Source organism: Candidatus Sulfotelmatobacter sp. (genome assembly GCA_036500765.1).
In the GTDB taxonomy this organism is placed as follows: Bacteria; Acidobacteriota; Terriglobia; order Terriglobales; family Acidobacteriaceae; genus Sulfotelmatobacter.
The window spans coordinates 448,208-473,716 of the sequence record DASYBM010000004.1 but is presented as its reverse complement, the minus strand read 5'-3'; the positions used below and the strand labels follow the sequence as shown (position 1 = coordinate 473,716).

26 protein-coding genes are annotated in these 25,509 nt (G+C 56.8%); 8 read left to right on the top strand and 18 right to left on the bottom strand.

Features of this window, described 5'->3' with window-relative positions; all coding sequences use genetic code 11:
* Positions 1–64 precede the first annotated feature (64 nt).
* The gene (locus VGM18_04795) at positions 65–853 is read left to right on the top strand and encodes a tyrosine-type recombinase/integrase (GenBank protein HEY3972299.1); all 789 of its coding nucleotides are present in this window, start codon (positions 65–67) and stop codon (positions 851–853) included.
* A gap of 733 nt (positions 854–1,586) precedes the next feature.
* Here VGM18_04795 and VGM18_04790 read toward each other — a convergent pair.
* The 18 genes from VGM18_04790 to VGM18_04705 form a co-directional block, all read right to left on the bottom strand.
* Positions 1,587–2,018, bottom strand: a complete 432-nt coding sequence (locus VGM18_04790) for a TA system VapC family ribonuclease toxin (protein ID HEY3972298.1) — start codon at positions 2,016–2,018, stop codon at positions 1,587–1,589.
* 296 nt (positions 2,019–2,314) lie between these two features.
* The gene (locus VGM18_04785) at positions 2,315–2,800 is read right to left on the bottom strand and encodes a bifunctional nuclease family protein (GenBank protein ID HEY3972297.1); all 486 of its coding nucleotides are present in this window, start codon (positions 2,798–2,800) and stop codon (positions 2,315–2,317) included.
* A gap of 25 nt (positions 2,801–2,825) precedes the next feature.
* Positions 2,826–4,271: a MiaB/RimO family radical SAM methylthiotransferase gene (locus VGM18_04780; protein HEY3972296.1), complete on the bottom strand. Its 1,446-nt coding sequence runs from the start codon at positions 4,269–4,271 to the stop codon at positions 2,826–2,828.
* Between the two features lie 332 nt (positions 4,272–4,603).
* On the bottom strand, positions 4,604–4,819 hold the full coding sequence (locus tag VGM18_04775; protein HEY3972295.1) for a transposase: 216 nt from the start codon (positions 4,817–4,819) through the stop codon (positions 4,604–4,606).
* 514 nt (positions 4,820–5,333) lie between these two features.
* On the bottom strand, positions 5,334–5,828 hold the full coding sequence (locus tag VGM18_04770) for a response regulator transcription factor (protein ID HEY3972294.1): 495 nt from the start codon (positions 5,826–5,828) through the stop codon (positions 5,334–5,336).
* A gap of 64 nt (positions 5,829–5,892) precedes the next feature.
* A complete protein-coding gene (locus VGM18_04765) occupies positions 5,893–7,086 on the bottom strand; it encodes a PAS domain-containing sensor histidine kinase (GenBank protein ID HEY3972293.1) in 1,194 nt (397 codons plus the stop codon).
* A gap of 161 nt (positions 7,087–7,247) precedes the next feature.
* Positions 7,248–7,436 (bottom strand): hypothetical protein, encoded by a 189-nt coding sequence (locus VGM18_04760; GenBank protein HEY3972292.1) that lies wholly within the window; start codon positions 7,434–7,436, stop codon positions 7,248–7,250.
* 30 nt (positions 7,437–7,466) lie between these two features.
* Positions 7,467–7,742, bottom strand: coding sequence for an SRPBCC domain-containing protein (locus VGM18_04755; GenBank protein ID HEY3972291.1), 276 nt, complete (start codon positions 7,740–7,742; stop codon positions 7,467–7,469).
* A 132-nt stretch (positions 7,743–7,874) separates the two neighbouring features.
* Complete coding sequence (locus VGM18_04750; protein HEY3972290.1) at positions 7,875–8,153, bottom strand: hypothetical protein; 279 nt, start codon at positions 8,151–8,153, stop codon at positions 7,875–7,877.
* A gap of 64 nt (positions 8,154–8,217) precedes the next feature.
* Positions 8,218–8,790: a pyridoxal 5'-phosphate synthase glutaminase subunit PdxT gene (gene pdxT, locus VGM18_04745; GenBank protein HEY3972289.1), complete on the bottom strand. Its 573-nt coding sequence runs from the start codon at positions 8,788–8,790 to the stop codon at positions 8,218–8,220.
* Between the two features lie 135 nt (positions 8,791–8,925).
* On the bottom strand, positions 8,926–9,267 hold the full coding sequence (locus tag VGM18_04740) for a hypothetical protein (protein ID HEY3972288.1): 342 nt from the start codon (positions 9,265–9,267) through the stop codon (positions 8,926–8,928).
* 285 nt (positions 9,268–9,552) lie between these two features.
* Positions 9,553–10,119, bottom strand: coding sequence for a hypothetical protein (locus VGM18_04735; GenBank protein ID HEY3972287.1), 567 nt, complete (start codon positions 10,117–10,119; stop codon positions 9,553–9,555).
* Entirely contained in the window at positions 10,106–11,281 is a 1,176-nt protein-coding gene (locus VGM18_04730) for an AAA family ATPase (GenBank protein ID HEY3972286.1), read from the bottom strand. Before VGM18_04730 ends, VGM18_04735 begins: the two co-directional genes overlap by 14 nt.
* Before the next feature lie 55 nt (positions 11,282–11,336).
* Positions 11,337–12,257, bottom strand: a complete 921-nt coding sequence (gene pdxS, locus VGM18_04725) for a pyridoxal 5'-phosphate synthase lyase subunit PdxS (GenBank protein HEY3972285.1) — start codon at positions 12,255–12,257, stop codon at positions 11,337–11,339.
* Between the two features lie 199 nt (positions 12,258–12,456).
* Positions 12,457–13,044, bottom strand: a complete 588-nt coding sequence (locus tag VGM18_04720) for a cupin domain-containing protein (protein ID HEY3972284.1) — start codon at positions 13,042–13,044, stop codon at positions 12,457–12,459.
* 179 nt (positions 13,045–13,223) lie between these two features.
* A complete protein-coding gene (locus tag VGM18_04715; GenBank protein ID HEY3972283.1) occupies positions 13,224–14,030 on the bottom strand; it encodes a DUF4337 family protein in 807 nt (268 codons plus the stop codon).
* A 247-nt stretch (positions 14,031–14,277) separates the two neighbouring features.
* Complete coding sequence (locus VGM18_04710) at positions 14,278–15,537, bottom strand: choice-of-anchor tandem repeat GloVer-containing protein (protein ID HEY3972282.1); 1,260 nt, start codon at positions 15,535–15,537, stop codon at positions 14,278–14,280.
* A 189-nt stretch (positions 15,538–15,726) separates the two neighbouring features.
* Positions 15,727–16,191, bottom strand: a complete 465-nt coding sequence (locus VGM18_04705) for a PaaI family thioesterase (protein ID HEY3972281.1) — start codon at positions 16,189–16,191, stop codon at positions 15,727–15,729.
* Between the two features lie 179 nt (positions 16,192–16,370).
* Here VGM18_04705 and VGM18_04700 point away from each other — a divergent pair, with 179 nt between their 5' ends.
* From VGM18_04700 to VGM18_04670, 7 genes are all read left to right on the top strand, one after another.
* A complete protein-coding gene (locus tag VGM18_04700) occupies positions 16,371–16,685 on the top strand; it encodes a hypothetical protein (protein HEY3972280.1) in 315 nt (104 codons plus the stop codon).
* Between the two features lie 184 nt (positions 16,686–16,869).
* Positions 16,870–17,325 (top strand): hypothetical protein, encoded by a 456-nt coding sequence (locus VGM18_04695; protein HEY3972279.1) that lies wholly within the window; start codon positions 16,870–16,872, stop codon positions 17,323–17,325.
* Positions 17,326–17,618: 293 nt separating this feature from the next.
* On the top strand, positions 17,619–21,014 hold the full coding sequence (locus VGM18_04690) for a glycosyl hydrolase (protein ID HEY3972278.1): 3,396 nt from the start codon (positions 17,619–17,621) through the stop codon (positions 21,012–21,014).
* Positions 21,015–21,268: 254 nt separating this feature from the next.
* A complete protein-coding gene (gene coxB, locus VGM18_04685) occupies positions 21,269–22,078 on the top strand; it encodes a cytochrome c oxidase subunit II (GenBank protein HEY3972277.1) in 810 nt (269 codons plus the stop codon).
* Positions 22,079–23,809, top strand: a complete 1,731-nt coding sequence (locus tag VGM18_04680; GenBank protein ID HEY3972276.1) for a cbb3-type cytochrome c oxidase subunit I — start codon at positions 22,079–22,081, stop codon at positions 23,807–23,809.
* 29 nt (positions 23,810–23,838) lie between these two features.
* Positions 23,839–24,573 carry a cytochrome c oxidase subunit 3 gene (locus VGM18_04675; protein ID HEY3972275.1) on the top strand — a complete coding sequence of 245 codons (735 nt, stop codon included), beginning with the start codon at positions 23,839–23,841 and terminating at the stop codon, positions 24,571–24,573.
* An 85-nt stretch (positions 24,574–24,658) separates the two neighbouring features.
* Positions 24,659–25,465: a cytochrome oxidase subunit III gene (locus tag VGM18_04670; protein ID HEY3972274.1), complete on the top strand. Its 807-nt coding sequence runs from the start codon at positions 24,659–24,661 to the stop codon at positions 25,463–25,465.
* Positions 25,466–25,509 lie beyond the last annotated feature (44 nt).

Below are 25,509 nucleotides of genomic sequence, written 5' to 3'. Positions count from 1 at the left end.
CACCTGATCTGAAATCGGCTCTTCGCGGAGCCGATTATTTATTTATCAGTCAACGGTCCACACATTGAAAGCCCCAGTCTCACTCACATTCGAAGAACTCCTCGCAGTGTTGGGGAAGGCGAGAGAGCGCCGGCTGCGCGACTGGGTCATGCTTTTGTTTCTCGTGTGGCACGGGCTGCGCGCGAGTGAACTCGTTCAATCAAGCACGCGCCAGGCGGGATTATTCTTCACGCGCGAGAAAGCAGAAAGGCGACGTGCAGAGATTGGCGCGGCCGCAGCCGTGACCGAGGTGACACGCCGGATACAGGGAAAGCCGAGGATCTGCTTCCTGGTTACCACCGAGCAGCCGATTACGCGGTCGGGCATGACCTACGGGTCCGTCGTCGGCGGTGAGGTCGAAGTGCAGCGACTGAAGCGATCGCTGAAGACCACCCAAGACCTGCATGAGCACGAGAACGAACTCCTGAACGAGCGCAAGGCCTGGTCGCAGTGGCTGCGCGAGGCGCCGCGGAGAGGCAAAAAAGGGGCGGCCCGGGGCTGTTTGCCGGAAGTGCAACAAAATGTGATTTTGTCGCATTTCCAGGCCTCGGAGAGCGTTTTTCGGATCAGTCGAAGCCAACTGTGGCGGATCTGGCGACGCTACGCGACCGAAGCCGGCCTTCCGCCCAGGAAGAGACATCCGCACTGCGCGAAACACACCATTGCGACGCTTCTCGTCGATGCCGGTGTTCCGTTACCAAAGATTCAGGTCCACCTGGGACACGCATCGCTCGCATCGACGGGAAAGTACACATTGCCGCGCGAGGATGAAGTGTCCCGCGCCGTCGGCAAAGCGATCGGCTCGCTGATGTAGAAACTGGACCGTCTTCGATTTTTTCCGCCCGTAGTTTTTCTGCTCTATCCCCTTTTTGAATGGAAACCCGCGTGCTTTGCCGCATTCACAGGCAAGGGGTTGGGGTTGTTCGTCCAAAAAACGATTTTGATCTTTCAGCATCGCGCGCGGGGTGTGCGCGCTTCCTTGTGCCTTTGATCTTCGACAGTCGTGTGTCTGCGATGTTCTAGGAGGGGCTATAGGGTGGTTTTATCTAGATTCAATTCTTAAAAGCAACTTCGGGGGTCAATTTTTGCCGCTTAAACCAGCATCTGTTGCCCGACAGTAGAACTTGCCCGGAAGCATTTCTTGCCGGGGTACACAGAGAGTAATTCGCTGCGATACCGCACGCCCCTGCTAGGCCAAAACGGGATTCCCCCCCCCCGATTTTCCACAGACGTGCACAGATTGCGCTTGACGTGATTACGCGTAACGCGTAGGGTTGCGCTCATGGAAACGCGAACTTGCAAAGCCGTTGACTGCCGGGCTGAGTTCGAGCCGATCAATCCACGCCAAACTTTTTGCTCGAATGCGTGCGCGAGCCGCATCCGAATGCGACGTCGACGCGCTCGACATCACGGCGGCGGAGGCGACAACGGCGGCCCTGGCGGCCCTCCAAACGGCGGACTCCACGCCACAATTGGCGGCGCTGTCGAATACGGCAGAGACGGATCCGTGTCTGATAATTCCAGGTATTATGTAAAGTTAGGCCAGTTTAGATCAGTTCCACATGCGACCGCTCGTTGTTTCCCTCTAGCAACCCAACCAGCTTCTTATCCAAAGTTGCGACCTTCCCGCGGCGATGCATCGCTAACGCCAAGAGATACGCATCCGTAATCTGTTGATGCCCCAGGATTCTTATTCCCAGATTCCCCATTCCGTCTGATACGGAGATGTCATCGGCCCAGAATTGATGTGCAGGATGTCGCAACGTAATCCGCAACGCCGCAAGGGCCTCCGCAGGAGAAACCGCATGGGGAGAGAAAGCGGGATTCGAAACAATCCTTACAAACCCGGTTTCCACGATTGGGCACGTCGCCCATCCTTTAACAGCATTACCAGCAAACCATCTCTGGACCTTAGCATGGAATTCATGCGCCGGCCACGACAATGCCAACAGCACATTCACATCGAGGAGATAGGCCATCATTCCAACTCAGACTCAAGCTCCTTTACCCGTTCCGTCGTAATTTTAGGGGAGTCCCGGGGGACGTCGAATACAACGACGCCATTCACCATGCGAGTCGGAGTCGGACTTGCAAAACCCTTCCGCACCAACTCGGAAGCCGCTTTCCCTAAAGCTACAGATCGAGCCTCCGAATACCGGCGGAGAATCTCCAAAGCGTCGTCGTCTAGATTGAGAGTGGTGCGCATCTGTAGCGATGATGCCACTAATTATTAAGTGATGTCAATAGGCAGGAGTAAGCATCACTCGCCAAAACCCTACATCTTATACTTCCCCATATCATCGTCGCCCAGCCCTTCCAGATACTTCCGCAATTCGTCGCTGGTCACCCGGTCCGACGAACTCGCCGCCAGCTTTGAAGTCTTCAGGACTATATCATCCACGAAGATCGGGCAATCCACGCGCAGCGCCAGCGCCAGCGCATCCGACGGTCGCGAATCGATTGAGATCACCTCGCCGCCGCGCTCCAGCCAGATCACCGCATAAAACGTATCCTCGCGCAGTTCCGTCACCACGACTTTATGCACCTGCGTCTCCAGGCCAGTCAACACATTCTTGATCAGATCATGCGTCATCGGCCGCGGTGGACTGAACTTTTCCATCTCCTGAGCGATCGCATTCGCCTCATAGACCCCCACCCAGATCGGCAACACTGTGTCCCCACCCACATCCTTCAACACCACTATCGGCATTTGCGTTACGGGATCGAGCAGTAAACCCCGGACGGTCATTTCGATTTCCATGGGGACCTCCTACTGATTTTCATTCTTATATCACCAATTCGCCGAGCAGGGAGTTGGGAAAACTGGCGGTCACTCGGACTGGAACGTAGGTTCCAGGCCGAAGATTTGCGGATGGTGGGGCGGTGAAATTGAGCGTTTTGTTGTGAGTGGTTCGGCCCATCCATTGGTTGCGGGATTCATTACGGCCTTCAACCATTACTTCACAAGTTGCGCCGATGTACTTTTTGTAACGGATAGTTTGGATTTCGCGCTGTCGCGCCATCAAAACTTCCAAGCGGCGGGCTTTTTCTTCGTCGGGAATGGCATCGTCCAATTTCAGCGACGGAGTATTCGGCCGCGGGGAATACTTGAAGGCGAAGACTGCGTCATAGCCGACTTCATCGAGCAGGCTGAGCGTCTCGGCAAAGTCGGCGTCGGTTTCTCCCGGGAAACCGACGATCATATCGGTGGTGATGCTGATCTCGCGCTTCGCGGACTTGATCCAGGCGATGCGCTCAAGATATTGCTCGCGATTGTAGAGACGCTGCATGGCGTCGAGCATACGCGTCGATCCGCTCTGCACGGGCAGATGAACGTGATCGCAAAGGGTGGAAACGGCGTCGAGGGCGTCGACAATGTCGCGGCCAAAATCGCGCGGATGCGAAGTGGTGAAGCGCACGCGCCGGATGCCAAGGACTTCCCCGACCGCTGCGAGCAATTCGGCAAAAGTTTTTCTCTTTGAAATCTCAGCCGAAGAATCCTTGTACGAATTCACATTCTGCCCGAGCAACTGAATTTCCGTGTAGCCGAGGTCGGCCATCTGACGGGCTTCGGCGAGGACTGACTCTGAGGTCCGGCTACGTTCTTTGCCGCGCGTGTAGGGCACGACGCAATACGCGCAGAATTTGTCGCAGCCTTCGATGATGGTGATATAGCCGCGATGCGGATTGGTGCGGGCAGTGAACTCGGTTTCGAAGCAGGCGTCGGTCTCGCGGTCGTCGAGTCCGGTCACGCGGAGCGGGCTTCCAGCTTCGGGCTTCCGGCTTCCGGATTTCTCTGCGCCGACTTCCCCGCTTTCGGAACGAATCTTTACGAGCCGCGCGTTTTCTTGTTGCGCGTTTTCCAGTTGCACCAGCATTTGCGGCAACTTGTTGTATGACGCCGATCCTGCGACCAGCGAAACATACGGGGCGCGTTCAAAAATCTTTTCGCCCTCCTGCTGCGCAACGCAGCCGAGCACCCCAAATGTCTTGCCCTGCTTCTTGTATTTTTTGTAATCGGAGAGGCGGTTGAACACCTTCTGCTCCGCCTTATCCCGGATCGAGCAGGTGTTGTAGAGCACCAGGTCGGCCTCTTCCACGGTCTCGACCTGCCGGTAGCCCTCGTGCAGCAGCGTCCCAACGACCTTTTCGGAGTCGTGCACATTCATCTGGCAGCCGAAAGTTTCGAGGTAAAACGTTTTCTGCGGACGCTGTTGTGGAATCCCAGACATACGTCAAGTATAACCCGGTCGTGTAGGACGGACACTCTTGTCCGTCGCAGTTGACCTTGGTTTTGATTTTGCCTTGGTTTTGATTTTGCCTTGGTTTTGACCTCAGCTCAGTGACCCGCTAAAGCGAAATCAACAGCAAAAACAAAATTCAACACCAAAATCAAGATCAACGGCGACGGACATGAGTGTCCGTCCTACACTGGATCTTTTTTGACCCAGAGCCAGCGATAATCTTCGGGCCTGTCGACTAAGCCTCTCCTCACCGGATTCTGGCGAATGTATTCGAGTTCCGCATCGAAGCTCTGCTGCGATCGCGGGATGTGGTCGAACGATTATTCCTGCCAAACCGGGCCCCAGGCATTCACAAGCTTGTTCACGCTGCACGCGGAGGTTCCTTTGAGACTCTTCATGAACGAAGGCAGACCGTAGGGCCAGCCCTGCTCATCGCGCAGCGGCGTGAGCAGCAAGTGTACGTGCTCTGGCATCACCACCGCGGCGTGCAGTTCGTAGCGCTTCCCGTTGTCGTAGAGTAGGAGGCTCGCTCTCACTGTTTGTGATCCCGGGGCGAACACCCTCTGTCACTCCGCTGCCCGTTGCTCTTGTCATTCCGCGGGGCGGGAGCGAGGGGGAACCTGCTGTTTCTCGCGGCCCGCTCCGCTGCTGGTTGCCGTTGTTCTTACCCATAAAGACACAAGGCGCAGCCTGCTCGGCTGCGCCCTCATGCTCCTTCACTTGAAAATGTTCGGTCCAGAAAGGCGAAAAGCGCGGCCCGGAGGCTGCGCTTTGTTGATTTCTTGTTTCTATAACTATTATCTCAAGTTAGAAGGGGTAAACCGGAAAAAATACAGAGTTTATTTCTCTCGGCGAATGTGTGGGTTGCGGGGAATTGAAGGCTTTTGGGGGCTTGACAAGATTTGGGGTCATCCAACGAAAAAGCAGATTCCTCGGCCAAAGAGCGGGTTCGGAATGGCAAAAGGGTTAATGACAAAAGGGTTAGGTGCAGGATGTTGTTCAGTCGTATGTGCTCATCGTCATCAAGATGGGTTAAGAACAAGATCAGCATTAAACTGAAACTGCGACGAGTGCCCGAAGAAAACCAACTGCTACTTCCGATGAACGTCCGCCGAGTGTTCCGGAAGGCGGCAGGCCGGGTGCACTCTGTTGTGGATTGGATTCCGAGCCAAAGAACGTACCCCCGCCGAGAAGACGTTCGATTGCCCGGATCAGATCCTTCCCCGCTTGCGATTTTAAGACAAATCCCTGAGCACCGGCCTGGGCGACTTCGATCGCAAGATGTTCCGATTCATGCATCGTAAACATCAACACCCGGGATCCGAACGCGCAAATCATCGAAGCTGCTTCCAGACCACTCATTCCTGGCATAGTGATATCCAGCACCGTAACGTCTGGCTTGAGGCTTCGGCATAGCTCGATAGCTTCACGAGCATTGCTGGCTTCTCCGCATATTTCCCATTGGGGGCGTGCCCTAGTGATCAGCGTTCTGATTCCCTCGCGCACGACTTCGTGATCGTCAACAATTAAAATCTTGGCCGGCATTTGCAGTAACCAACTTTCTTAAAAATCTCCGCCAACAACTCGCCATCGCAGCGGCGGTCGAAACTTACTTGGCATCCGGTTGACCTCTCACGGGAATTGTCGCTCTCACGAGCGTGCCGCCTGCCCGTGAAATTATTTTCAGTTTTCCTCTCAATTGGCGCATGCGCTCGTTCATTCCACGCACTCCAACACCTAGCGCGCCCATCCAGTCCTCGCCGCCTTGACCCAAAATGGTCTGATCGAAGCCTTTTCCTTGATCCTCTACTTCAAGAACAGCATTTCCGTCCCGCGTCAGCAATCGCACTTCAGCGGTCTTACTTCCGGAATGCCGATGGACATTCGTAAGACTCTCTTGCAAAACACGAAACATTGCCAATTCGGCTTCGGGCGCCAGGCGGGCAAAAGCCGGCTCCGCTTCGAATGTGGTTTTGATTCCGCTGCGAGAAGAGAATCCGCCCAAATACCAAGGAATAGCGGACTTCAGGCCCATCTCTTCCAGCATAGGCGGATATAACAGGTAAGAAACGGTTCGCACTTCTTTGATGGAATCGTCGGTCAGACGAATACACTGAGCCAGGTCCTGCGTCGCAACCTCCGGTTCAGTTCTGACGAGCGATGCAACAGTCTCAAGCTTAAGTTTCAGCATTGCCAAGGATTGCCCAAGGCTGTCGTGAAGGTCGCGTCCGATTCGCTTGCGCTCTTTGTCTTGCGTACTGAGAAGGTGGAGTGATAGTTGTCGAAGAGACTTTTCAGAATTAGCCAGTGCTTCCTTTGCTTCCATCCGGTCGGTGAAATCTCTGGTCACCTTTCCGAAGCCGACCAGTTCGCCCGAGCTGTTTCTAAGTCGAGTGATGATCACATTTGCCCAAAATCGAGATCCATCTTTTCGGATGCGCCAACCTTCGTCTTCGAACCGACCCTTTTGGGCCGCGACTTCCAGTTCCCAGGTTGGCTTTCCATTTCGTTTCTCTTCTTCGGGATAGAAGATCGAAAAGTGCTTGCCGATAATTTCGGCTGCGGTGTATTGCTTAATGCGCTCGGCTCCAGCGTTCCAGGTCCTAATATTTCCGGCGGGGTCAAGGATAAAGATGGCGTAATCTTGGACAGCTTCCACCAGCAACTGAAACTGCCCCTCCCGCTCGCGTGGTGACAGCTCTTTTTCAGGCATCTCTGAATTTGGGCCTTGGCGCGAGGCCGCGAGGCGATGAAGTCGGTTTTCCTGGTCCTCATTCAATCGTTCGTCGGATTTGCTAGGCACGATGGTTGAGATCTCCTTGAGCGTCAGGACGATGAGCGACAGTACAACGCAGTCTTATGATGCTTGTCTCCCTCGTTCTGGTCATACGGAAATCACCCTAGAAAAACCTGGCCGGAACCATCAGTAATCAACATCAACGGGGACGGACAGGGGTGACGGTCCTACCCGATTACGAAAGCGTCGAGCCAGCCGAGAACGCGCTGCCAACCTTCGCCGTGGTCTTTCGCGGATTCCACGTTGCCGGCGAAGCCTTCCTGACAGACTCGCACCAGCGTTCCGGTGCCGGATTTGCGCGGGCCGCTGGGATGCAATCCGTGGACGCTGTGTGGCTCGAGTTCCCAGTGGACCACGGTTTTGAGCGGGCCGGTATAGCTGCCGATCTAGGTGTGGACCAGCAGGCGCGGCGGATCGACTTCGAGATATTCGCCTTCGACGTAGAAGGATTTGCCGTCGGCTTCGACGCCGTCGCTCCGCCATTTACCGCCGACGCGGACGTCCATGGTGGGCTTGGTGAGGGTGTAAAGCTCGCTATGTCCCCACCATTTGGGAAGTTGCGCGGGATCGCTGATGGCCTGGAAGACGCGGGCCGGGGGCGCGGCAATGAAGATCTCGGCGATGACGGCGTTTTGGTCGGGCGTGATGGTTGCAGTGGCCATAAGTTCTCCTCAGTGTAGGACGGACACTCTTGTCCATCGCTTTTGCTGTTGTCGTCTCCGTGGTTAGCAGAGAAGCAAAGTCAAAGTCAGGAGCAAAGTCAAAGGCGACGGGCAGGAGTGTCCGTCCTACATCTACATCTTGCGGCGCAGGTCAAAAAATTGTTTCATCTCTTTGCCGTGATCGACGAAGATCCAATCTTCGGTGTGGTGGTTGTCGTCGAGAACCGTCAGCACCATTTGCTGCATGTGGCCGGCGTCGGGAGTCGCGAGATTAGTGGCGCCGACGTAGGTGAAGGTGATGGTCTTACCGTCCGGCGAGACGCTGGCTTGCATGCGGGGCTGGTTACCGACTGCACAGTAGTGGGTCATCAGCAGCTTGTCGGGGCCGTCAAGATTGAACATCGAGATCATCTCGGCGTGGCCGCTTCTACGCTTGATCGGATAACGACGTTGGAGGACAGCGATGGCCGCCAGATTACTTCAGCAGGTCGAGAAAGGCTTGATGGAGTCGGGGATCGTCGGAGAGTTCGGGGTGGAAGGTTGCGGCCATGGTCTGGCCCTGGCGAACGGCGACGGGGACTTCGTCTGCGCCTTCGGTGGCGAGTATCTCGACGCCTTCGCCGACGTGTTCGATTTTGGGGGCGCGGATGAAAACCATTTCCAGCGGGGAGGCGCAATGGTCCGCGGCCAGGAACCTGCCTTCGCGGATGGAGCTGTCGATCTGGCGTCCGTAGGCGTTGCGGCGGATGCGGATGTTGAGAGCGCCCAGGCCCCTTTGTTGAGGATTTTCCACTTCGGCGGCCAAAAGAATCGCGCCTGCGCAGGTGCCGAAGGTTGGCTTGGCATGAACGAACTGTTTGAGCTTTTCGAACCCGGCTTCGCCTAAGAGTTTAAGGAAGGTGCCGGACTCGCCTCCGGGGATGACGAGGCCGTCGATCTCGTCAAGCTGCTCGGGCTTTTTGACGAGCACCACTTTAGCGCCCAACTCTTCGAGTCGGCGGCGGTGGGCGTCGAAGTCGCCTTGCAGAGCGAGGACACCAATGAGCATACGAAAATCCTTTGACCACAGAGGTCACTAAGGAGCACAGAGGAAATACTTGCTTACTCGTCTGCGTCGCGGCCTCAGCTTTTATTTTAAGGGATTGGGGCAGGAACAGCTTGAGTCACAAAAGCGAACTCAAACTCAAAGGTGGCGGAGATGCTTGGGAAATCCTGCGATCGCCGTTCGTCTCACGCCCTTAAGTTCGGGCAACTGGAAAGAGCAGAGCGCACCAGCGCCGGGACGGTTGACAACGCGCGATGTGGTAGACCTGACGGCCTTCTCCCAGCGCCGCGCTAGAGGACGCCCGGACTGCGCTACGTACCATTCGGCCTGTTCCAAAATATCGGCGACGGCCGCATCGCTGAAGATAAGCCGACGCTTCTTCACCGGCGCTGAGAACGCTCGCGGAGGGCGGCCAGCAAGCCCTTCTGTCGAATCCTTCAGGGCCTCGGGAAGCGAGATGTTTAGGGAGGTCATGGGCATGGCTTCATAATATGACAGTTTATGACGGTGTTCAAGGCTGGCACAGGTGCAAAAAGAATGGCCCTCTGTATCCGGGGCCATTTCAATGTCCGTGGTGCGGCTCTCTGTCCGTCCTCAGTATTGGCTAGCCGGGACACATGGCCAAGTTACAAGGGACGTCGTCTCTGCATCGCGCGCTGGCCAGTTGGAAAAGTCAAAAGCCCGCGATTCAGGTTCGTGGAATCCTACCCTTTCGCAAAAAGCGCGAAAGGATGGGGCACCCGGCTGCGCTGCCGCTGCACGGTTCTAGATCCTGTGTTCAAACAATCTGAACGCAGGGAGTCGATAGCGCATTATCTCGACATCCGCGCAACGAGCGATTGAACCGAGCGTCGACGGCAGGTAATCCAGCCTTACGCGCGAGAGGATTCTGATGAGCCGTTCTTTTGGGTCGATCAAGTCTTCAAGATTGCCGTTGACGGTTCCGGCTAGGCGACCATCTGCTACCGTCGATATCGCTCGCTCATCGGCCAAGAGCCAGGTTTCTGTTTCCTGCTTTACAGCACAAACATCGACTCCACGCGGAAAGCGGTAATCTAGCCCCGCAATCTTCGAGCGCATTTCCGCTTCAACATCGGACGCCAGTCGACTGCCGCAGTCACGGATAACTAACGCCCTATCAACCGGATTTCCTTCATCGATGAACTCCAGGGATTTCAGAAGGCCTGGAAAACGCTTCATTAGATTCCCCACGCCCCCACATTCGAGGCTAAAGAAACGCGCGTCTGGAGAATCTAATCGAAGCGTCAGTGCTTCGTACACCGGTATGTCATAGATGCCCTCGACGATCAGCCCATAACTAGGCACGGGCAAGGGCCCCCGAGTAATACAGTTCGCCTAATCCTATTTCACCGGACTCGATGAGTTTCCGGAAGTGTTCATTGTTACGCAGACGCATGGAGGCGGTTGCTCCCTGTTCACGACGAAACAACACAAGATTGTCGATGGAAACCCTATCGATTAGCTGTGGTGAATGGGTGGATATTACCAATTGGGCTGATTTTTCTGATCCAAGTTCAATCTGCACCTGCTTGAGTAGTTCAGCCAAGACCGTCAATAAACGTGGGTGGAGGAAATTCTCTGGTTCCTCCACGCAGTACAAGGCTGAACCTAGTTCTACAGGAGCAAACACCAGCGAAAGCAATGCGATGAATGACAGTTCGCCATCAGACATCTGCCAGACCGTCATCGGAGACTTGAGGTATTTCTCGCGCGACGCAAGGTACACAGTCGACTGCTGCGTCGGCCAAGATAAAACCTCCTGCAGATCAGGAAAGACTTCCCTGCAGACCGAGACGATCCTTCGGAATTGCTCGCCGTGACGAGTCTGCAGCAAAAGCAGCCATGATGCTAGGTTGTCGCCGGATTCCGACAAGACCTGCGCAGCGGCCGATGGATTTGCCTGTCGCATAAGTGGCGGAATCAAACGATAGAAACGCCATGATGCAATCGAGGCGCGAATTGTATTCCCTTCCCAATCAGGGAACTCATACTCCAACGCAAGTCTACTTGTGTCGTGAATCTGACTTATGCTTGCGTGGTTCGAATCGTTAAGTATTCGGTGTCCTTGCTCACTAGTAATTAGAGGGATTGGACCATCCGGCTTGAAAAGAGTGAGTTCCTCACGCTGCACGCTGGTATAGCCGTAACGCCTCTCACCGAGAATCTCCAGATGATAGGACCATTTAAGTAATTGCCCATCTTCTTTTGGCACAGTGCCGTCCAAAGTAAATGAGATCAGGTTGGACTCTTCTCCCTTCCATGCGACCTCCTGAAATCCATTTCTCTTCGCGATAGCATTACCGAGTCCTTGAATCCCTGCACCTGGGACGATCAAATCCCTGATGAACTTGAAGACGTCGATGAAGTTGCTCTTGCCCGACATGTTGGGGCCTACCAACACATTCGTGAGCCCTAGCTCCATGTCCACGTTTTTGAGGGACTTAAAATTCTGTATTCGGATTCGGTTAATCATGAGCACTCGCCCTCGGGTGACGCAGCTAATAGGATTTCAAGGTTGTCCCTGACCTCTACCACCCTCTGGTTTGCAGCATCTGTGCCTCATCCAGCCCGGCCACGGCCAGCCCTTTCATGGCTCCGGTCAGGTCCTCGCTAACTTCAAGTAATACTTTAGGGTCGTTGAAGTGCGTCGCGGCTTTGACGATGGCTTTGGCGCGTTTTTCGGCTTCGATGGGGTCGGCGAACGTCGTGCTGTCTTTCATGAAGATGCCGCTGCCGACAAAGACGGCTTCGGCGCCGAGTTGCATGACGAGGGCGGCGTCGGCGGGGGTGGCGATGCCTCCGGCCGAGAAATTTGGGACCGGCAGCTTCCCTGCTTTGGCTACGATCTTCACTAGTTCATACGGCGCGGCGTGCTCTTTGGCTTTGGCGTAGAGTTCTTCTTCGCCGAGCACGGTGAGAATTTTCATCTCTTGAACAATCTGGCGGATGTGTTTCACGGCGTGGACTACGTCGCCGGTGCCGGCTTCGCCTTTGGTGCGGATCATGGCTGCACCTTCGGCGATGCGGCGCAGGGCTTCGCCGAGATTGCGCGCGCCGCACACGAACGGAACTTTGAAGGCGTGCTTGTCGACGTGATGGGCTTCGTCGGCGGGGGTGAGGACTTCGGATTCGTCGATGTAGTCGACGCCGAGTTCCTGCAAGATTTGGGCTTCGGCAAAATGTCCGATGCGGCACTTGGCCATGACCGGGATGGAGACGGCGGCCATGATCTCGCGAATCTTTTTAGGGCTCGCCATGCGGGCAACGCCGCCTTCGGCGCGGATTTGCGCGGGCACGCGTTCGAGGGCCATGACGGCGACGGCGCCGGCGCGTTCGGCAATGGTGGCCTGCTCGGCGTTGGTGACGTCCATGATGACGCCGCCTTTGAGCATTTCGGCGAGGCCGGTCTTGAGGCGGAGAGAAGTGTTAGTGCCGTTATTCTGCGACATGGTTTCTACCTGTGGATACCTTTTCGCAAGCGCGAAGGATGGGCCGACATCAGACGGCCGACTTTCTCCATGTTACAACTCTATCTTATAGGCCTTTGCGGGTCCGCGGTACCCCCGGATCTGAGATTTGTAGGCAGAGTCCCCTCGCAAAGTCCGCGAAAGAACGATCCGGAACCAAGGAGTGCACCTCGACAGCGCTTCAGTGCGACGGCTTCCGTGAAGGCGCCTCGAACATGACATGCCCTTCATGCTGGCACGCTTTAAACTCCTCGGGTGTCAGTTTCGAGGATTCCTCTCCGGCGGGAACCGAGACGCAGCGCATGAAATCGTCGAAGCCGGGTTCGGAAAAGACAAATGTGAGACTAATATTTTCGCGACCGATGTTTTTCATACTGATCCAGGTACCGGAAGGGATGAAGACCACGGCTCCGGCGTGAACGTCGCGTTCTTGGTCTCCCAGCCAGGCGTGAGCCATCCCTGTTTGAAGCAGAAGAATCTCGTCCTGTCCCATGTGCTTGTGCCGGGCGATAACCCCGCCGGGAGGTATCTCCTCGGTGGCGAGCCACATTTTCTGCGAGCCCCCGTTCTGGCGATCCACTTTAATCGTGAAGTTCGGGGTGGGCGCCGGCGTGTCCCGCTTTCTTCGAACGCGGTGTTCGCCTTCGGTCTTCTCGAGGATTAGCGGTGTGGGCTCGCGTTTGGGCGTGGACTGGGTGGCGGCATCTTTGGATATTGCTCCGATTAAGAGAATGGCAGCAAGACCTGCCGACACGATAGCGAGACGCATCGATCCCTCCAAGAGTCCCTGATCATACTCCGAAATCGCACGGTGACTGGGAACGAGGCACAAGGATCGGGACCGGATCCAAAGTCTAAATCCCCACCCTAACGCCGCAAAGAACGCGACGTTAGGATGGGGCACCCGCAGCGGTTTGGCTGGCCGCTGACAGCTGACAGCTGACAGCTTCACTTCGGATCGACTACCGGCGTCTTCTCGGTTTCGACGGATTTCAGTAATTCTTCGTCAGCCTCTTTGTCGCGTTGTTCACCGTTCAGGCTGGTAAATCGTTGGCTGGCATCGTGGATTTTCTGCTCGGCGCCGTGCAGTTGGCTGGACACCGAGGCGAACGTGATGCCCACGATAAGGACGGCGACGACACAAAGAACAAGCGCGGCGACCCAGGCGGGACGGCTCATGAAAAGCAGCGCGATGGAAGCGATCACGATGCCGATTTCGCAGGCCAACTGCGCCCACTCGTAATGCTCGGCTGCCATGCCGTGGATTTTTATGGCGGGCTCGTAGGACTCCGACCAGTCCAACGACGTTTCCTTTTCCACATCGAGCGCGCGGATCAGCGCGGCAAAGCCGGCGAGGTCTTCGTGCGTGGGAATCTCGGCATTCAGATTCTTGGCATTCTCGAGGCGATTGACGCGGGCGGCGCGGGCCACGTCGGCGGAAGAAATTTGACCGATCAGCTTTCTGGATTCCTCGTCCCACTGGTTGAAGCGCTCGGGATCTGGATTCAGCGAGTGCAACTGGCGCAACTGGGCCACCAGCACGCGGTACTTCGTGGAGATGGCCTGGTACTTCATCGAGGCATTGGTTTGTTCGACCATGGTGGCAATCAGTTCGGTGCGCTGACCTCCGACCAGAGCCGCACAAAGCGCCAGAAGCACTCCCAGAAACGCCATGGTGATGCCTAGATACTTGCCGAGGCTGCCGGCGTGCCCGGCATGCTCGATGTGCTCCGCTAATTCGTCAACTTCCGCCATAGGACTTTCTCTTCTCTGTTCCGCGCGGGGGCCTATAGGAATTTTGTCATTCGTTTTACTATCTCCTCGCATATTTAGCGAATATTTTTTCGGGGTTCGATGGCGATGAAGTTACCGCGGAAGTGGGAATGAAATATCCTGTGAGGTCGCAGATCCCCAAAAGATTGACGACCGCGGGATCCCCACCCCTGCGCAAAAAAAACGCGCACGGATGGGGTGCCCGCGAATCAGATGACTGAAGCGAGACTTACGGGGTGAATTCGAAGGCGACGCCGCCTACGGTGTCGCCGGCTGGACCTCCCCAGAGGGTAGTTCCATAGAGATTTCCGGCGGAGTCGGTGGTGAGGGCGGCGGAGGGATACGCTCCGTCATTGCCGCCGGTGAAGTTGTAGAGGATGGTTTCCTTCCATCCCTGGGCCGTGGCATTGAGTTTAAAGATCGTGCCGGGATTGTATTTTCCGCCGCCCGTAGTAGTGCCATAGACCACGCCACTGCGCCAGACCACTCCGCCGGTAGCGTCACAGCCGTCGGCGGCGGAGAGTCCAAGGAAAGTGTGCATAATCATCTCAGACCAGTGGTGCGCTGCGGCGAGCCGGAAGGCGACGCCGCACCTGGCGCTGCCTCCAGCCTGGGTCACGCCATAGAGATTGCCCGAGGGATCGATCGCGACTCCCGCGAAAGGGTTCACGCCGTCGGAGCCGCCTGCGAAACTGTGAAGAATGCGTTCAGCCCAGCTTGCGGATGATGAGGTGGCGGAGGGGACGAGCTGATATACCGTGCCGGAATTATGCGATCCGCCGGAGTAAGTGGTTCCGTAGAGGTTGCCTTTCTGGTCGAAGATCAACGGGGCGTAGGGCGTTTCGCCGTCGGTGCCGCCGGCAAAATTGTGCAGCACAATTTCCTGCCAGCCGGATGATTTCTCCAGTTCGTAGGCGACTCCCTTGCCGTTTGCGCCGCCGCTCACACTGGTGCCGTAAAGATTCCCGGCTGCATCGAAGATGACGCCGGCAAAGGGGCTTCCGCCGTCGGAAGCGCCGGTAAAAGAGTGCAGGATGGTTTCGGTCCATTCTCCGGAAGTGGTGGGAGTCAGTTCGAAAACTACGCCGCAGCCCAGGCGGCAGGCACTGTTGGTCTCGCCGCCTTCCACGGTGGCGCCATAGAGATTTCCGGCGCTGTCGAGGACAAGCGTCGAGTGCGGATTGCTGCCGTCGGAGCCTCCGGTGAAACTGTAAAGAATGGTCTCGGCCCACTTGGCGCCGGAGGGCGAAAGACGGTAGACCGTGCCGGCTCCGGCTTTGCCGCCGTTGACCGAAGTGCCGTAGAGGTTGCCGGCTGAGTCCATGATCAGGGCGGAATAAAGACTGCTGCCGTCGTTGGAGCCGACGCCGAAATCATGCAGCGTTTTGGGGCTGGTGGCGGCTGCGGCCGTGGCGCTATGGAGAAGGATGACGATGCAAAAGGCAGCAAGCGAAAGTCTTTTGGCATGGATCATTTTTGCGGCAATCATGGAACCTCTTGGAAGGCATCGTAGTGCGTTTGCAGTTTAGGAGCCGGGACGGAGGAAGTTGTCACGAAGTTGCAAAATCACGCATCGCTGCTTCTTAAATCGTGGTGTCATCCTGAGCGTAGCCGTACTTCAGCCCTGAGCGCAGTCGAAGGGGAGGGATCCCCGGCTTAACCGGCGCCGCGCGTAAGCCTATCTCTTCACGAATTTCGCGAACATTTGTTCGGGGTCGATGGCGATGAAGATTCCGCGGCTGCGGGCGAGCACTTCGCCTTTTTCGTTCAGAATTTCGGCGGCGTTGATGTGTTTGTTGCCGCGCACTTCCACTTCCCTGCCCTCGACATGCAGCGGCTTGTGCAGCGGGACGGGCTTCAGGTATTCGACGGTCATCTCTCTGGTAAGAGCGACGACGTGGCGGAGTTTGTTGACCTTGCCCATGGCGTCGTCGAGGATGCTGGCGATGATGCCGCCGTGGCAGTGACCAGGCGGTCCGGTGTAGCGCTTGCTTAGGCGAAACTTGCTGACGAAGGCTTGGCGCTCCTCGTCGAGCGTGAACTTCAGGCGCATGCCTCCGGGATTATTTTGTCCGCAGACGAAGCAGTAATTCTTTTGCATTTTGAGGTAGCGGGTGTCGTGGCCTTGGATCTTTACGGGCATGCGGGTCATTCTATCGCGATCCAGATTCATCTTCGCGAGCGCCCGCTTTTTCCCAATCTCTCGCCGGCCGCCGATTTCCAATCGATTCCTTCTCCCGAAATGTGTTCCCTGAAGCGGTACGTCCCCTATGAAACGGTTCGTGGCGCATTTGCACTATCTCAGCAAATAGGAGGCACGCTGTGAGCTTTGAGCAACAGGAACTTACGCAAGCGCATGGGAAAAAAATTGCGAAATCGCTGACGTTTTGTTTATGGGCCATTTTTGCCGCGGGACTGCTGGTGCAGGCCGCCGCTCCACGGCTCAAGATCGAGAATCATGCGTTCGTCATGCCGCCATCCGCCATGATGCAGGGGGCAGTGATTCGGCCCGATCGACTGGTGCTGCGTGAGCGCCGAATGCAACTTGCTTCCGGCGTTCTCACCGTGGGCGGTTCGCTGGCGCTGGCTTTCTATTATCGGCGAAGGCTTGTAGTGGCGTTGAGGGGCGAGCTGTGATCGTTCTTGTTCAGTCGTTGTAGTCCGGGTCGTTTTAGCCCGCAAAAAACCAACCAACCCAGCTCTCATCTGCAAGGGCGAGAACTGTCCATTCATAACTTCGACGAAGCGTTCTGCGCCAGGCACGATTCGTCTTAACCCCTGAATCGCATCCAGGGCAAATCGAAACTCAAAGGAGAATACGATGAATCAGTCAAGACTTTTCCGCGTCTATACCATGTTGCTGACCGGCTTCGTCGCTTTGACCGCGCTGAGCGTTGGCCTTCATGCAACCCAAACCATTGTCACACCCAATGCGTCGAAAATTACTTACAACCTGAACGCGGGTGCGTCGAGCGCAGCGGTCAACCCTGCGGAAAGCACGCCGGTGCTGGTCATGGGCGTGCAGAACAACCTCGGCTATCGCGGAGTCGGCCAGGTGGCGATGCTGCACGTAGCGTCGAGCTTTCTGGAGTGGACCGGAATCGAATCACCGGCCTCGGCGGCGATTACTTCCGGCTTTAGCGGCTCGGCGGGCACCCACATCGTTTATCTCGATTACAGTCATCTCGTCGACATTCAGGTCGCAAGCACCGACACTTTCGTGATTCACAACGCGAACACGATCGCCATGTCTGGCGTGGTCACGATGGTGTGGTAGCTGGCTGGCAGCCGCAGGCTGTGAGGCCTGCGGCTTTTTTGTTGTCCGCGATACCCGCCTTCCCACATTCGGATTTTCTCTCCCGGCTGAACACTGGCGCCGACCTGGCGACGATCACATCCCAATTCCGCTTCTAACCCGCGGCAAATTCCTGTATACATATCGGTTTTGGGTTTAGCGTTGCTTCGCCCGGAGACGTGGGCGATACCGCGGAGTGCATAAATCCTTCGGCGGGCAAAGTACGCCTGCCTCAGGATGACAATTCAAATTTCAAGTTTGAACTGGAGCCTGCCATGAAGTTCATCGCCATCTTCGTTTTGGTTTTGTCAGCCACGTTCTCTTTCGCACAAACTGCCGACAAGCCGGCGGATAAAGACGCCGACAAGAAGAATCCTGCGCTCGCAAAGGTGGAGAAGAAGGATCAGAAGAAGGACGAGGCAAGTAAATGCAAAGCCGGCGGACAGGAGTGTCAGCCTGACGACCAGAAGAAGGGCGGCATGACCGCCGATACTTTTTCCGGGTTGAAGTTTCGGCTGATCGGTCCGGGGTCGTCCTCGGGGCGCGTGATGTCGATGGCGGTGAATCCGAAGAATAAATTCGAGTACTACGTGGGCGTCGCCTCGGGCGGCGTTTGGAAGACGGTGAACGATGGGACGACATGGACTCCGGTGTTTGACGGCGAGGGATCGTATTCGATTGGCTGGGTGGCGCTCGATCCGAACGATGCGTCGGTGGTATGGGTTGGGACGGGCGAGAGCAATTCGCAGCGCAGTGTTTCCTATGGCGATGGAATTTACCGCTCGGATGATGGCGGCAAGAGTTGGCAGAATCTGGGGCTGAAAAAGTCGGAGCACATTGGGCGGGTGGTGATCGATCCGCGGGATTCGAAAGTTGTGTATGTGGCAACTGAGGGCCCGCTGTGGGGAGCGGGTGGGGATCGCGGGCTTTATAAGACAACCGACGCCGGAAAGAATTGGAAGGCGGTGCTAACGATCAGCGAAAACACGGGCGTGGCGGATGTGGCGCTCGATCCTTCGAATCCGGACATTCTTTATGCGTCGGCGTATCAGCGGCGGCGGCATGTTTACACGCTGATTGATGGCGGGCCGGAAAGCGCGATTTATAAATCGACCGACGCGGGAGCGACGTGGAACAGAGTCAAGTCGGGGCTGCCAACAGTGGATATGGGACGCATCGGGCTGGCGGTCTCTCCGGCGGACCCGAACGTCGTTTATGCGGCGATTGAAGCGGCGGACGGCAAGGGCGGAATTTTTCGATCGTCCGACAAAGGCGCGACGTGGGAGCGCCGCAACGAGTTCGATCAGGGCGCGATGTACTACGCGCGCGTGATTCCCGACCCGAAGAATGTTGACCGCATTCTGGTGATGGCCGTGCAACTGCGCGAGTCGCTCGATGGCGGAAAGACGCTGCACAAAGTAAACGAAGTCAATCACCACGGCGACAATCACGTTGCGTGGATCGATCCTGACGACACCAAGCACTGGCTGCTGGGCTCGGATGGCGGGATGTATGAAACCTGGGACGACGCCAAGAGCTGGGAGTTCAAGGCCAATCTGCCGACGATGCAGTTCTATGACGTGGCGGTGGACAACGCGAGTCCGTTCTACAACGTGTGCGGCGGGACACAAGATTATTTTTCGTGGTGCGGGCCCTCGCGGACGCGCAATCTCAATGGGATTATGAATGCGGATTGGTTTGTCACAACGGGCGGCGACGGATTTCATTCGCAGGTCGATCCGGTCGACCCGAACACGATTTATTCGGAGTCGCAGTATGGAGTGCTGATTCGCTATGACAAGCCGACCGGGCAGGAACTCGTCTTGCAGCCACTGGAGGGCAAGGACGAACCGCCGCTGCGCTGGAACTGGGATTCGCCGCTGATTATCAGTCCGCACTCGCATACGCGGGTTTATTTTGCGGCGAACAAATTATTTCGCAGCGACGACCGCGGGGACACCTGGAAGGCCATCAGTGGAGATTTGTCGCGGCAGATCGATCGCAACAAGCTGCCGGTAATGGGCAAAGTTTGGGGGCCGGATGCGGTGGCAAAAAATCAGTCGACGTCGTTTTACGGGAATATTGTGGCGCTGTCGGAGTCGCCAAAGAAAGAAGGACTGATCTACGTGGGCACCGACGATGGCCTGATTCAAACGACCAGTGATGGCGGCGGCTCGTGGACGAAGTATGAAAAGTTTCCCGGCGTGCCGGATATGACTTATGTGAGCCGACTGGCGGCATCGCATTACGACGCGAATACAGTGTATGCGGCGTTTGAGAATCACAAGAACGAAGACTTCAAACCGTATCTGCTGAAGTCGAAGGATGCGGGCAAGAGTTGGACTTCGATTGCGGGCGACCTGCCAGAGAGCGGGCCGGTGCTGGCGTTTGCCGAAGACACGGTGAATCCGAATCTTCTGTTTGCAGGAACGGAGACGGGTGCGTTCTTTACGATCGACGGCGGGGCGCACTGGGTGCGGCTGAAGGGCGGACTGCCCACGATTGCGGTGCGCGACATGGTGATTCAGGCGCGCGAAGGCGATCTGGTAATCGCGACTTTTGGGCGCGGATTCTATGTGCTCGATGACATCACTCCGCTGCGACAGATAAAAGCGGATTCGACGGAACAGGCGGCCGCGACATTTCCTGTAAAAGACGCGCTGCTTTATGTCGAGCGGCATCCGCTGGGCGGGGCGAAGAAAGGATTTCAGGGGGATGCATTTTATGCGGCCGAGAATCCGCCGTACGGGGCGGTGATCACGGCGTATATGAAAGAGAAGATCAAGACGAAGAAGGAAAAGCGGCAGGAGGCCGAGAAAGAAGCGGCCAAGAAAAATCAGACGCTTCCCTATCCCACGAACGACGAACTTCGCGCCGAAGCCGAGGAGGCGAAGCCGGAAGTTTATTTCGTGGTGTATGACGAGGGCGGCGCGGCGATCCGGCGCGTTGAAGGCAGTACGGATGCGGGCTTCCAGCGCGTGGCATGGGATCTGCGCTATGCGGCTCCGCAGTTGAAAAAGCATGGCGACGAAGGCGAAGAGGATTTTCCGGACGCAGCCGATCAGGGTCCTCTGGTCCTCTCGGGAAATTATTCGGTGCGGATGTTTAAGAAAGTGGATGGAGTAGTGACCGAACTGGCCGTGGCGCAGTCGTTCAAGGTGGCGACCGAGGGAGCGTCGGGAATGAGCGCTTCGGATCGCGCGGCGCAGGAGGAATTTTTGCGCAAGACGGCGCGGTTGTATCGCGCTATGTCGGGGGCGCTGCATACTGCGGAAGACGTGGAGTCGCGGCTGAAGACGATTCGCGAAGCTTTGCGCGAAGTGCCGGCAGTCGAGAAGCAACTGGGTACGGCGGCGGATGCGATTGAGGCGCGTGATCGCGATATTTTGCGCGCGCTGCGCGGCGATGTCGAGATCGCTAAGCACAGTGAGCCGGTGAAGTCGTCGATCAATGACCGGGTGAATTCAGTGATGGAGGGCGAGCGCTTCTCGCTGGCCCGGCCGACGCAGTCGCATATCGATTCCTACAACATTGCGGCTGCGGAGTTTGGCGATCAGTTGGCGAAGCTGCATACGCTGGTCGAGATTGATTTGGCGAAGCTGGAAAAAGATATGGAAGCTGCGGGAGCGCCGTGGACTCCGGGGCGCGTGCCGGAATGGAGCGAGAAGTAAACCTCGCCACGGATTTTCACGGATTAAACCGAAGAAGCGGGCTTTTGGATTTTTATACGCTTCGGGTTGATCCGCGTGAATAAGTGCGATCCGTGGCGGGTTTGGTTCGGGGTATTTTCCTCAGTCGGCGGGTTGCTTTATGCGCGGGTGGCTGTGGTACACTCGCCGCCGACTGTTGCTTGCATTCTGAGACGTGGCAATGGCCGTGGGGAAGTCCTGTTTTTGTCGTCCTGAGTAGCCTGGAGGGCTGGGGAATGGGCCTCGCGTTGATGGTTTTGATCTGGCTGATCACTCTGGTCAGCACGTATTTCTTTGTCGCCAAGACATGGTGGCTGCCGGTGGGTGCGGCGGCGTCGACGGGATTTATCGACGGACAATTCGCTCTCACCTTCATTCTTATGGGAGTTGTGTTCCTGGCGGCGCAGCTGGGGCTGGGCTACATTGTCTGGAAATATCGCGAGACTCCGTCCTCTCCTCCGGTTTCCTATTCGCACGGGAACACGATGCTGGAAGGCGTGTGGACTCTGCTCACCGCGGTATTATTCATCGGCCTGAATCTGATGGGCAGCAACGTGTGGGCGAGCCAGCGCTTCGACCGCGAAGTTCCCGCGGACGACGTGAAGGTGGAAGTCACCGGAATGCAGTTTGCCTGGTACTTCCGCTATCCGGGGCCGGATGGAAAGTTCGGCAAGACCAGCCCGAACCTGATGGATCCTTCGGCCGGCGGCGAAGCCGCGGTGGGACTCAGCAATAATGATCCAGCGGCGAAAGACGACGTCGTGACCGGAACGATGTTCCTGCCGGTGAATCGCGAAGTGGATGTGAGCCTGCGGGCGGTGGATGTGATTCATAGTTTCTTCGTGCCGCAGTTGCGCTTCAAGCAGGACGCGGTGCCCGGGCTGAACATTCACATGCACTTCACGCCCACTGCGATTGGAGAATATGAAATTGCCTGCGCCGAATTGTGCGGCCTGGGACATTACAAGATGCACGGCATGGTACACGTGGTCAGCCAGGAAGATTACGACAAGTGGCTGGCCGCACGAGAGGCGGAGAAACAATAAATGGTCGCCATGGAGAACCCGCACGCGCACGCTCCTCAGGGATTTATCCGGAAATACATTTTCAGCCTGGATCACAAAGTCATCGGCATTCAGTATTTTTTTCTGGCGCTCACTGCCGTATTCGTCGGGATGTTTCTGTCGCTGCTGATGCGCATTCACCTGGTGTGGCCGAACGCCGTGCTGCCGCTAGTGGGCGAGATTAAGCCGGAAGCATATCTCAGCCTGCTTACCATGCACGGCACCATCATGGTGTTCTTCGTCCTGACGACGGCGCCGCAGGGCGGCTTCGGAAATTATTTCCTGCCGATTCAGATCGGAGCGCCCGACATGGCGTTTCCGGTGCTGAACATGTTGTCGTTCTGGACGACGTTCGTGGCGTTCATCACGATCCTGGCGGCCTTCTTCGTCTCGGGCGGTGCACCGTTGCATGGCTGGACGGGATATCCGCCGCTCAGCGCGGTGCAGTCAACGGGGCCGGGCGAAGGACTGGGCGCCGATTTGTGGATTACGAGCATCGCGATTTTCTGCATCGCCTCACTGATGGGTGCGCTGAACTTCATCACCACCACGCTCGACCTGCGCGCCAAAGGCATGACGCTGATGCGGATGCCGCTGACGGTTTGGTCGTGGTTTATCACGGCGATTCTGGGATTGCTGGCCTTCGGCGTGCTGCTCTCGGCGGGCATTCTGCTCTTGATGGATCGCAATCTGGGGACCAGCTTTTACGTTCCGCTGGTGGTGGTCAACGGGCAGATCATGGGCCACAAGGGCGGATCGCCGCTTCTGTGGCAACATCTGTTCTGGTTTTTCGGGCACCCGGAGGTCTATATCGCGATTCTGCCGGGCATGGGCGTAGCGTCGCAGGTACTTTCGACCTTCTCGCGCAAGCCGATTTTTGGCTACCGGGCAATGGTCTATGCCATGTTGTCGATCGGATTTTTCGGCTTCATGGTCTGGGGCCATCACATGTTCATGAGTGGCATGAGCCCTTACTCGGCATTCGCGTTTTCGCTGCTGACCATGTGCATTGGGGTACCGTCGGCTATCAAGACATTTAACTGGCTGGGCACGATGTGGAAGGGGCACATTCGTTTCCACACGCCCATGCTGTATGCCATCGGCTTTGTGTCGCTGTTCGTTTCGGGCGGCCTGAGCGGGCCATTTCTGGCGCAGCCGGTGCTCGACATCCAGTTGCATGACACTTATTTCGTGGTCGGGCATTTCCATCTGATTATGGGCGTGGCGGCGATCTTCGGCATGTTTGCGGCAACCTATTACTGGTTCCCGAAGATGTTCGGGCGCATGATGAATGAAAGTTGGGGACGCATTCACTTCTTCATTACGCTGGCCGGAACCTACGCCATCTTTATGCCGATGCACTATCTGGGGCTGGCCGGCGGCACGCGGCGTTATTCGCAATACACCGAAGTGGCGTACCTGCAGAAACTGATGCCGCTGCACCAGTTCATGACCTACGCGGCGATCATCACCATCGCGGCGCAATTTATTTTTGTGGTCAATCTGTTTTACAGCATGTTCAAAGGGCCGAAGGCGAGCGACAATCCTTGGGAGGCGACGACCCTGGAGTGGACGACCGCCACTCCGCCGCCGCACGATAATTTTGGCGGCGTAACGCCGGTAGTGCATCACGGGCCGTATGAGTATGGAGTACCGGGCGCGCCGAAGGATTACGTGATGCAGACCGATCCGGCAACCGTTGCGACGCATTGATGCACTAATCTTGGTTGAGGCTGTTCGATATGGCGACCTATACTCCAACCAATCCGATCGATCAAATTGGCCACGGGCACAAGCCGCCGGTTCCCCCGGCGGGTGGCGGCGACGATGGGCGCGGCGGCGACATTCCCGATTATGGGGCGCGGTTGCGGCGGGCACGGCTGGGACTGGCGTGCGGCATTGCGACCGTGTGCATGGTGTTTATCTCGCTGACCAGCGCATATATTGTGCGCCAGGGACTGCCGACGTTTGATGGCGCATCGAATTCCTACGTGCGCGATTGGGGCCGGGTGGATTTGCCCTGGCTGCTGCTGGCGATCAACACCGCGGTACTTCTATTGAGCAGCGTCACGATTGAGTTCTCGCGGCGCAAGGCGGCGATGCAAGCAGCGCTGGCTCCCGTGCAGTCGATTCCTGGAGTGTCCCTGGGCAACGAGCGATCGTTTCCGTGGCTGGGAATTACTGTACTGCTGGGGATGGGCTTCCTGGGCGGGCAATGGCTGGCGTGGGGCGAACTGAAAGCCCGGGGATTTCTTATCTCGACCAATCCCAACAGCTCGTTCGTGTACCTGCTGACCATTGCGCACGCGGTGCATCTTGCAGGCGGAATGATCGCGCTGATCTGGGCGGCCAGCGCTTCCCTGCTGAAGAAACCAATCGAGGCGCAGCGCATTTTGGTGGACATCACGGCATGGTATTGGCATTTCATGCTGGTGCTGTGGGTGTATGTGTTTGCGTTGTTAGGATTCGCGCGATAGCGGTCGGTGACCAGTGGCTGTGGCCAGTTCCATAGTTATTTTTTTCTGACTACTGACCACTCGACGAAAAAGGGGAAATCGAAGAATGGCTAACGCCACGTTGCAGCATACTGCCGTCGAACATGCGACGCCGGGAGCGTACGAGGCGCCGCTGTTTGGCGCCTATTCGAAGAAGGTGGGAATGTGGCTGTTCCTGGCCTCGGACTCGCTGACGTTTGGGGCGCTGCTTTTCGCCTTCTGCTACGAACGCATTTACACGAACTGGCCGACGCCATTTCACGTGCAAAGCATCGTCAATTCGACCATCATGACCGCGTGCCTGCTGTCGAGTTCGCTGACTATGGTGATGGCGGTGTTTGCGGCGCAGCGCGGCGACCGCGCCTGGACGCGCAACTGGCTGCTGGCCACGATGGCGTTTGGCACGGCGTTCATCGTGCTGCATGGCATGGAGTGGAGCCACCTGATCGACGAAGGGCTCACGCTGCCGATCTTCCCGAAATCAGCGCACGCCGCCGCGGGAGAGCTCGCAGACATTACTAAGAACACCCCGCAGTTCCCGCAAACTTTTTTCGGCCTCACCGCGATGCACATGCTGCACGTGACCATTGGCGTGATCTACCTGGGAGTGGTGGCGTTTCGAAAGTGGTTTCTGCCGGTATTGGGCGCCTTTTGGATCGGGGGATATTTCTTGATCCCTTCCGACAATGTCTTTCACTATGGGATTCATGTTTTGGGATTGGCGCTGGCGGTATCGGCGATCATCCTGTTTCTGAAACCGAAGGATTACGACGCGCAGGACGTGGAGGTCGCCGGCTTGTACTGGCACTTCGTCGACCTGGTGTGGATGTTCATCTTCCCGCTGGTATATTTGCTGTCGACCAAGATCACGTAAAGCGAGCCCGACGCACGACTTGTTGGGGCTCAAATGAGATCCCT

Bases quoted from the DNA above. Each gene is read 5' to 3' on its own strand.
- VGM18_04790 (HEY3972298.1), bottom strand. From the start codon at position 2,018: ATGGCCTATCTCCTCGATGTGAATGTGCTGTTGGCATTGTCGTGGCCG.
- VGM18_04785 (HEY3972297.1), bottom strand. From the start codon at position 2,800: ATGGAAATCGAAATGACCGTCCGGGGTTTACTGCTCGATCCCGTAACG.
- VGM18_04780 (HEY3972296.1), bottom strand. From the start codon at position 4,271: ATGTCTGGGATTCCACAACAGCGTCCGCAGAAAACGTTTTACCTCGAA.
- VGM18_04770 (HEY3972294.1), bottom strand. From the start codon at position 5,828: ATGCCGGCCAAGATTTTAATTGTTGACGATCACGAAGTCGTGCGCGAG.
- VGM18_04755 (HEY3972291.1), bottom strand. From the start codon at position 7,742: ATGGCCACTGCAACCATCACGCCCGACCAAAACGCCGTCATCGCCGAG.
- VGM18_04750 (HEY3972290.1), bottom strand. From the start codon at position 8,153: ATGATCTCGATGTTCAATCTTGACGGCCCCGACAAGCTGCTGATGACC.
- pdxT (HEY3972289.1), bottom strand. From the start codon at position 8,790: ATGCTCATTGGTGTCCTCGCTCTGCAAGGCGACTTCGACGCCCACCGC.
- VGM18_04740 (HEY3972288.1), bottom strand. From the start codon at position 9,267: ATGCCCATGACCTCCCTAAACATCTCGCTTCCCGAGGCCCTGAAGGAT.
- VGM18_04730 (HEY3972286.1), bottom strand. From the start codon at position 11,281: ATGATTAACCGAATCCGAATACAGAATTTTAAGTCCCTCAAAAACGTG.
- pdxS (HEY3972285.1), bottom strand. From the start codon at position 12,257: ATGTCGCAGAATAACGGCACTAACACTTCTCTCCGCCTCAAGACCGGC.
- VGM18_04720 (HEY3972284.1), bottom strand. From the start codon at position 13,044: ATGCGTCTCGCTATCGTGTCGGCAGGTCTTGCTGCCATTCTCTTAATC.
- VGM18_04715 (HEY3972283.1), bottom strand. From the start codon at position 14,030: ATGGCGGAAGTTGACGAATTAGCGGAGCACATCGAGCATGCCGGGCAC.
- VGM18_04710 (HEY3972282.1), bottom strand. From the start codon at position 15,537: ATGATTGCCGCAAAAATGATCCATGCCAAAAGACTTTCGCTTGCTGCC.
- VGM18_04705 (HEY3972281.1), bottom strand. From the start codon at position 16,191: ATGCCCGTAAAGATCCAAGGCCACGACACCCGCTACCTCAAAATGCAA.
- VGM18_04695 (HEY3972279.1), top strand. From the start codon at position 16,870: ATGAATCAGTCAAGACTTTTCCGCGTCTATACCATGTTGCTGACCGGC.
- VGM18_04690 (HEY3972278.1), top strand. From the start codon at position 17,619: ATGAAGTTCATCGCCATCTTCGTTTTGGTTTTGTCAGCCACGTTCTCT.
- coxB (HEY3972277.1), top strand. From the start codon at position 21,269: ATGGGCCTCGCGTTGATGGTTTTGATCTGGCTGATCACTCTGGTCAGC.
- VGM18_04680 (HEY3972276.1), top strand. From the start codon at position 22,079: ATGGTCGCCATGGAGAACCCGCACGCGCACGCTCCTCAGGGATTTATC.
- VGM18_04675 (HEY3972275.1), top strand. From the start codon at position 23,839: ATGGCGACCTATACTCCAACCAATCCGATCGATCAAATTGGCCACGGG.
- VGM18_04670 (HEY3972274.1), top strand. From the start codon at position 24,659: ATGGCTAACGCCACGTTGCAGCATACTGCCGTCGAACATGCGACGCCG.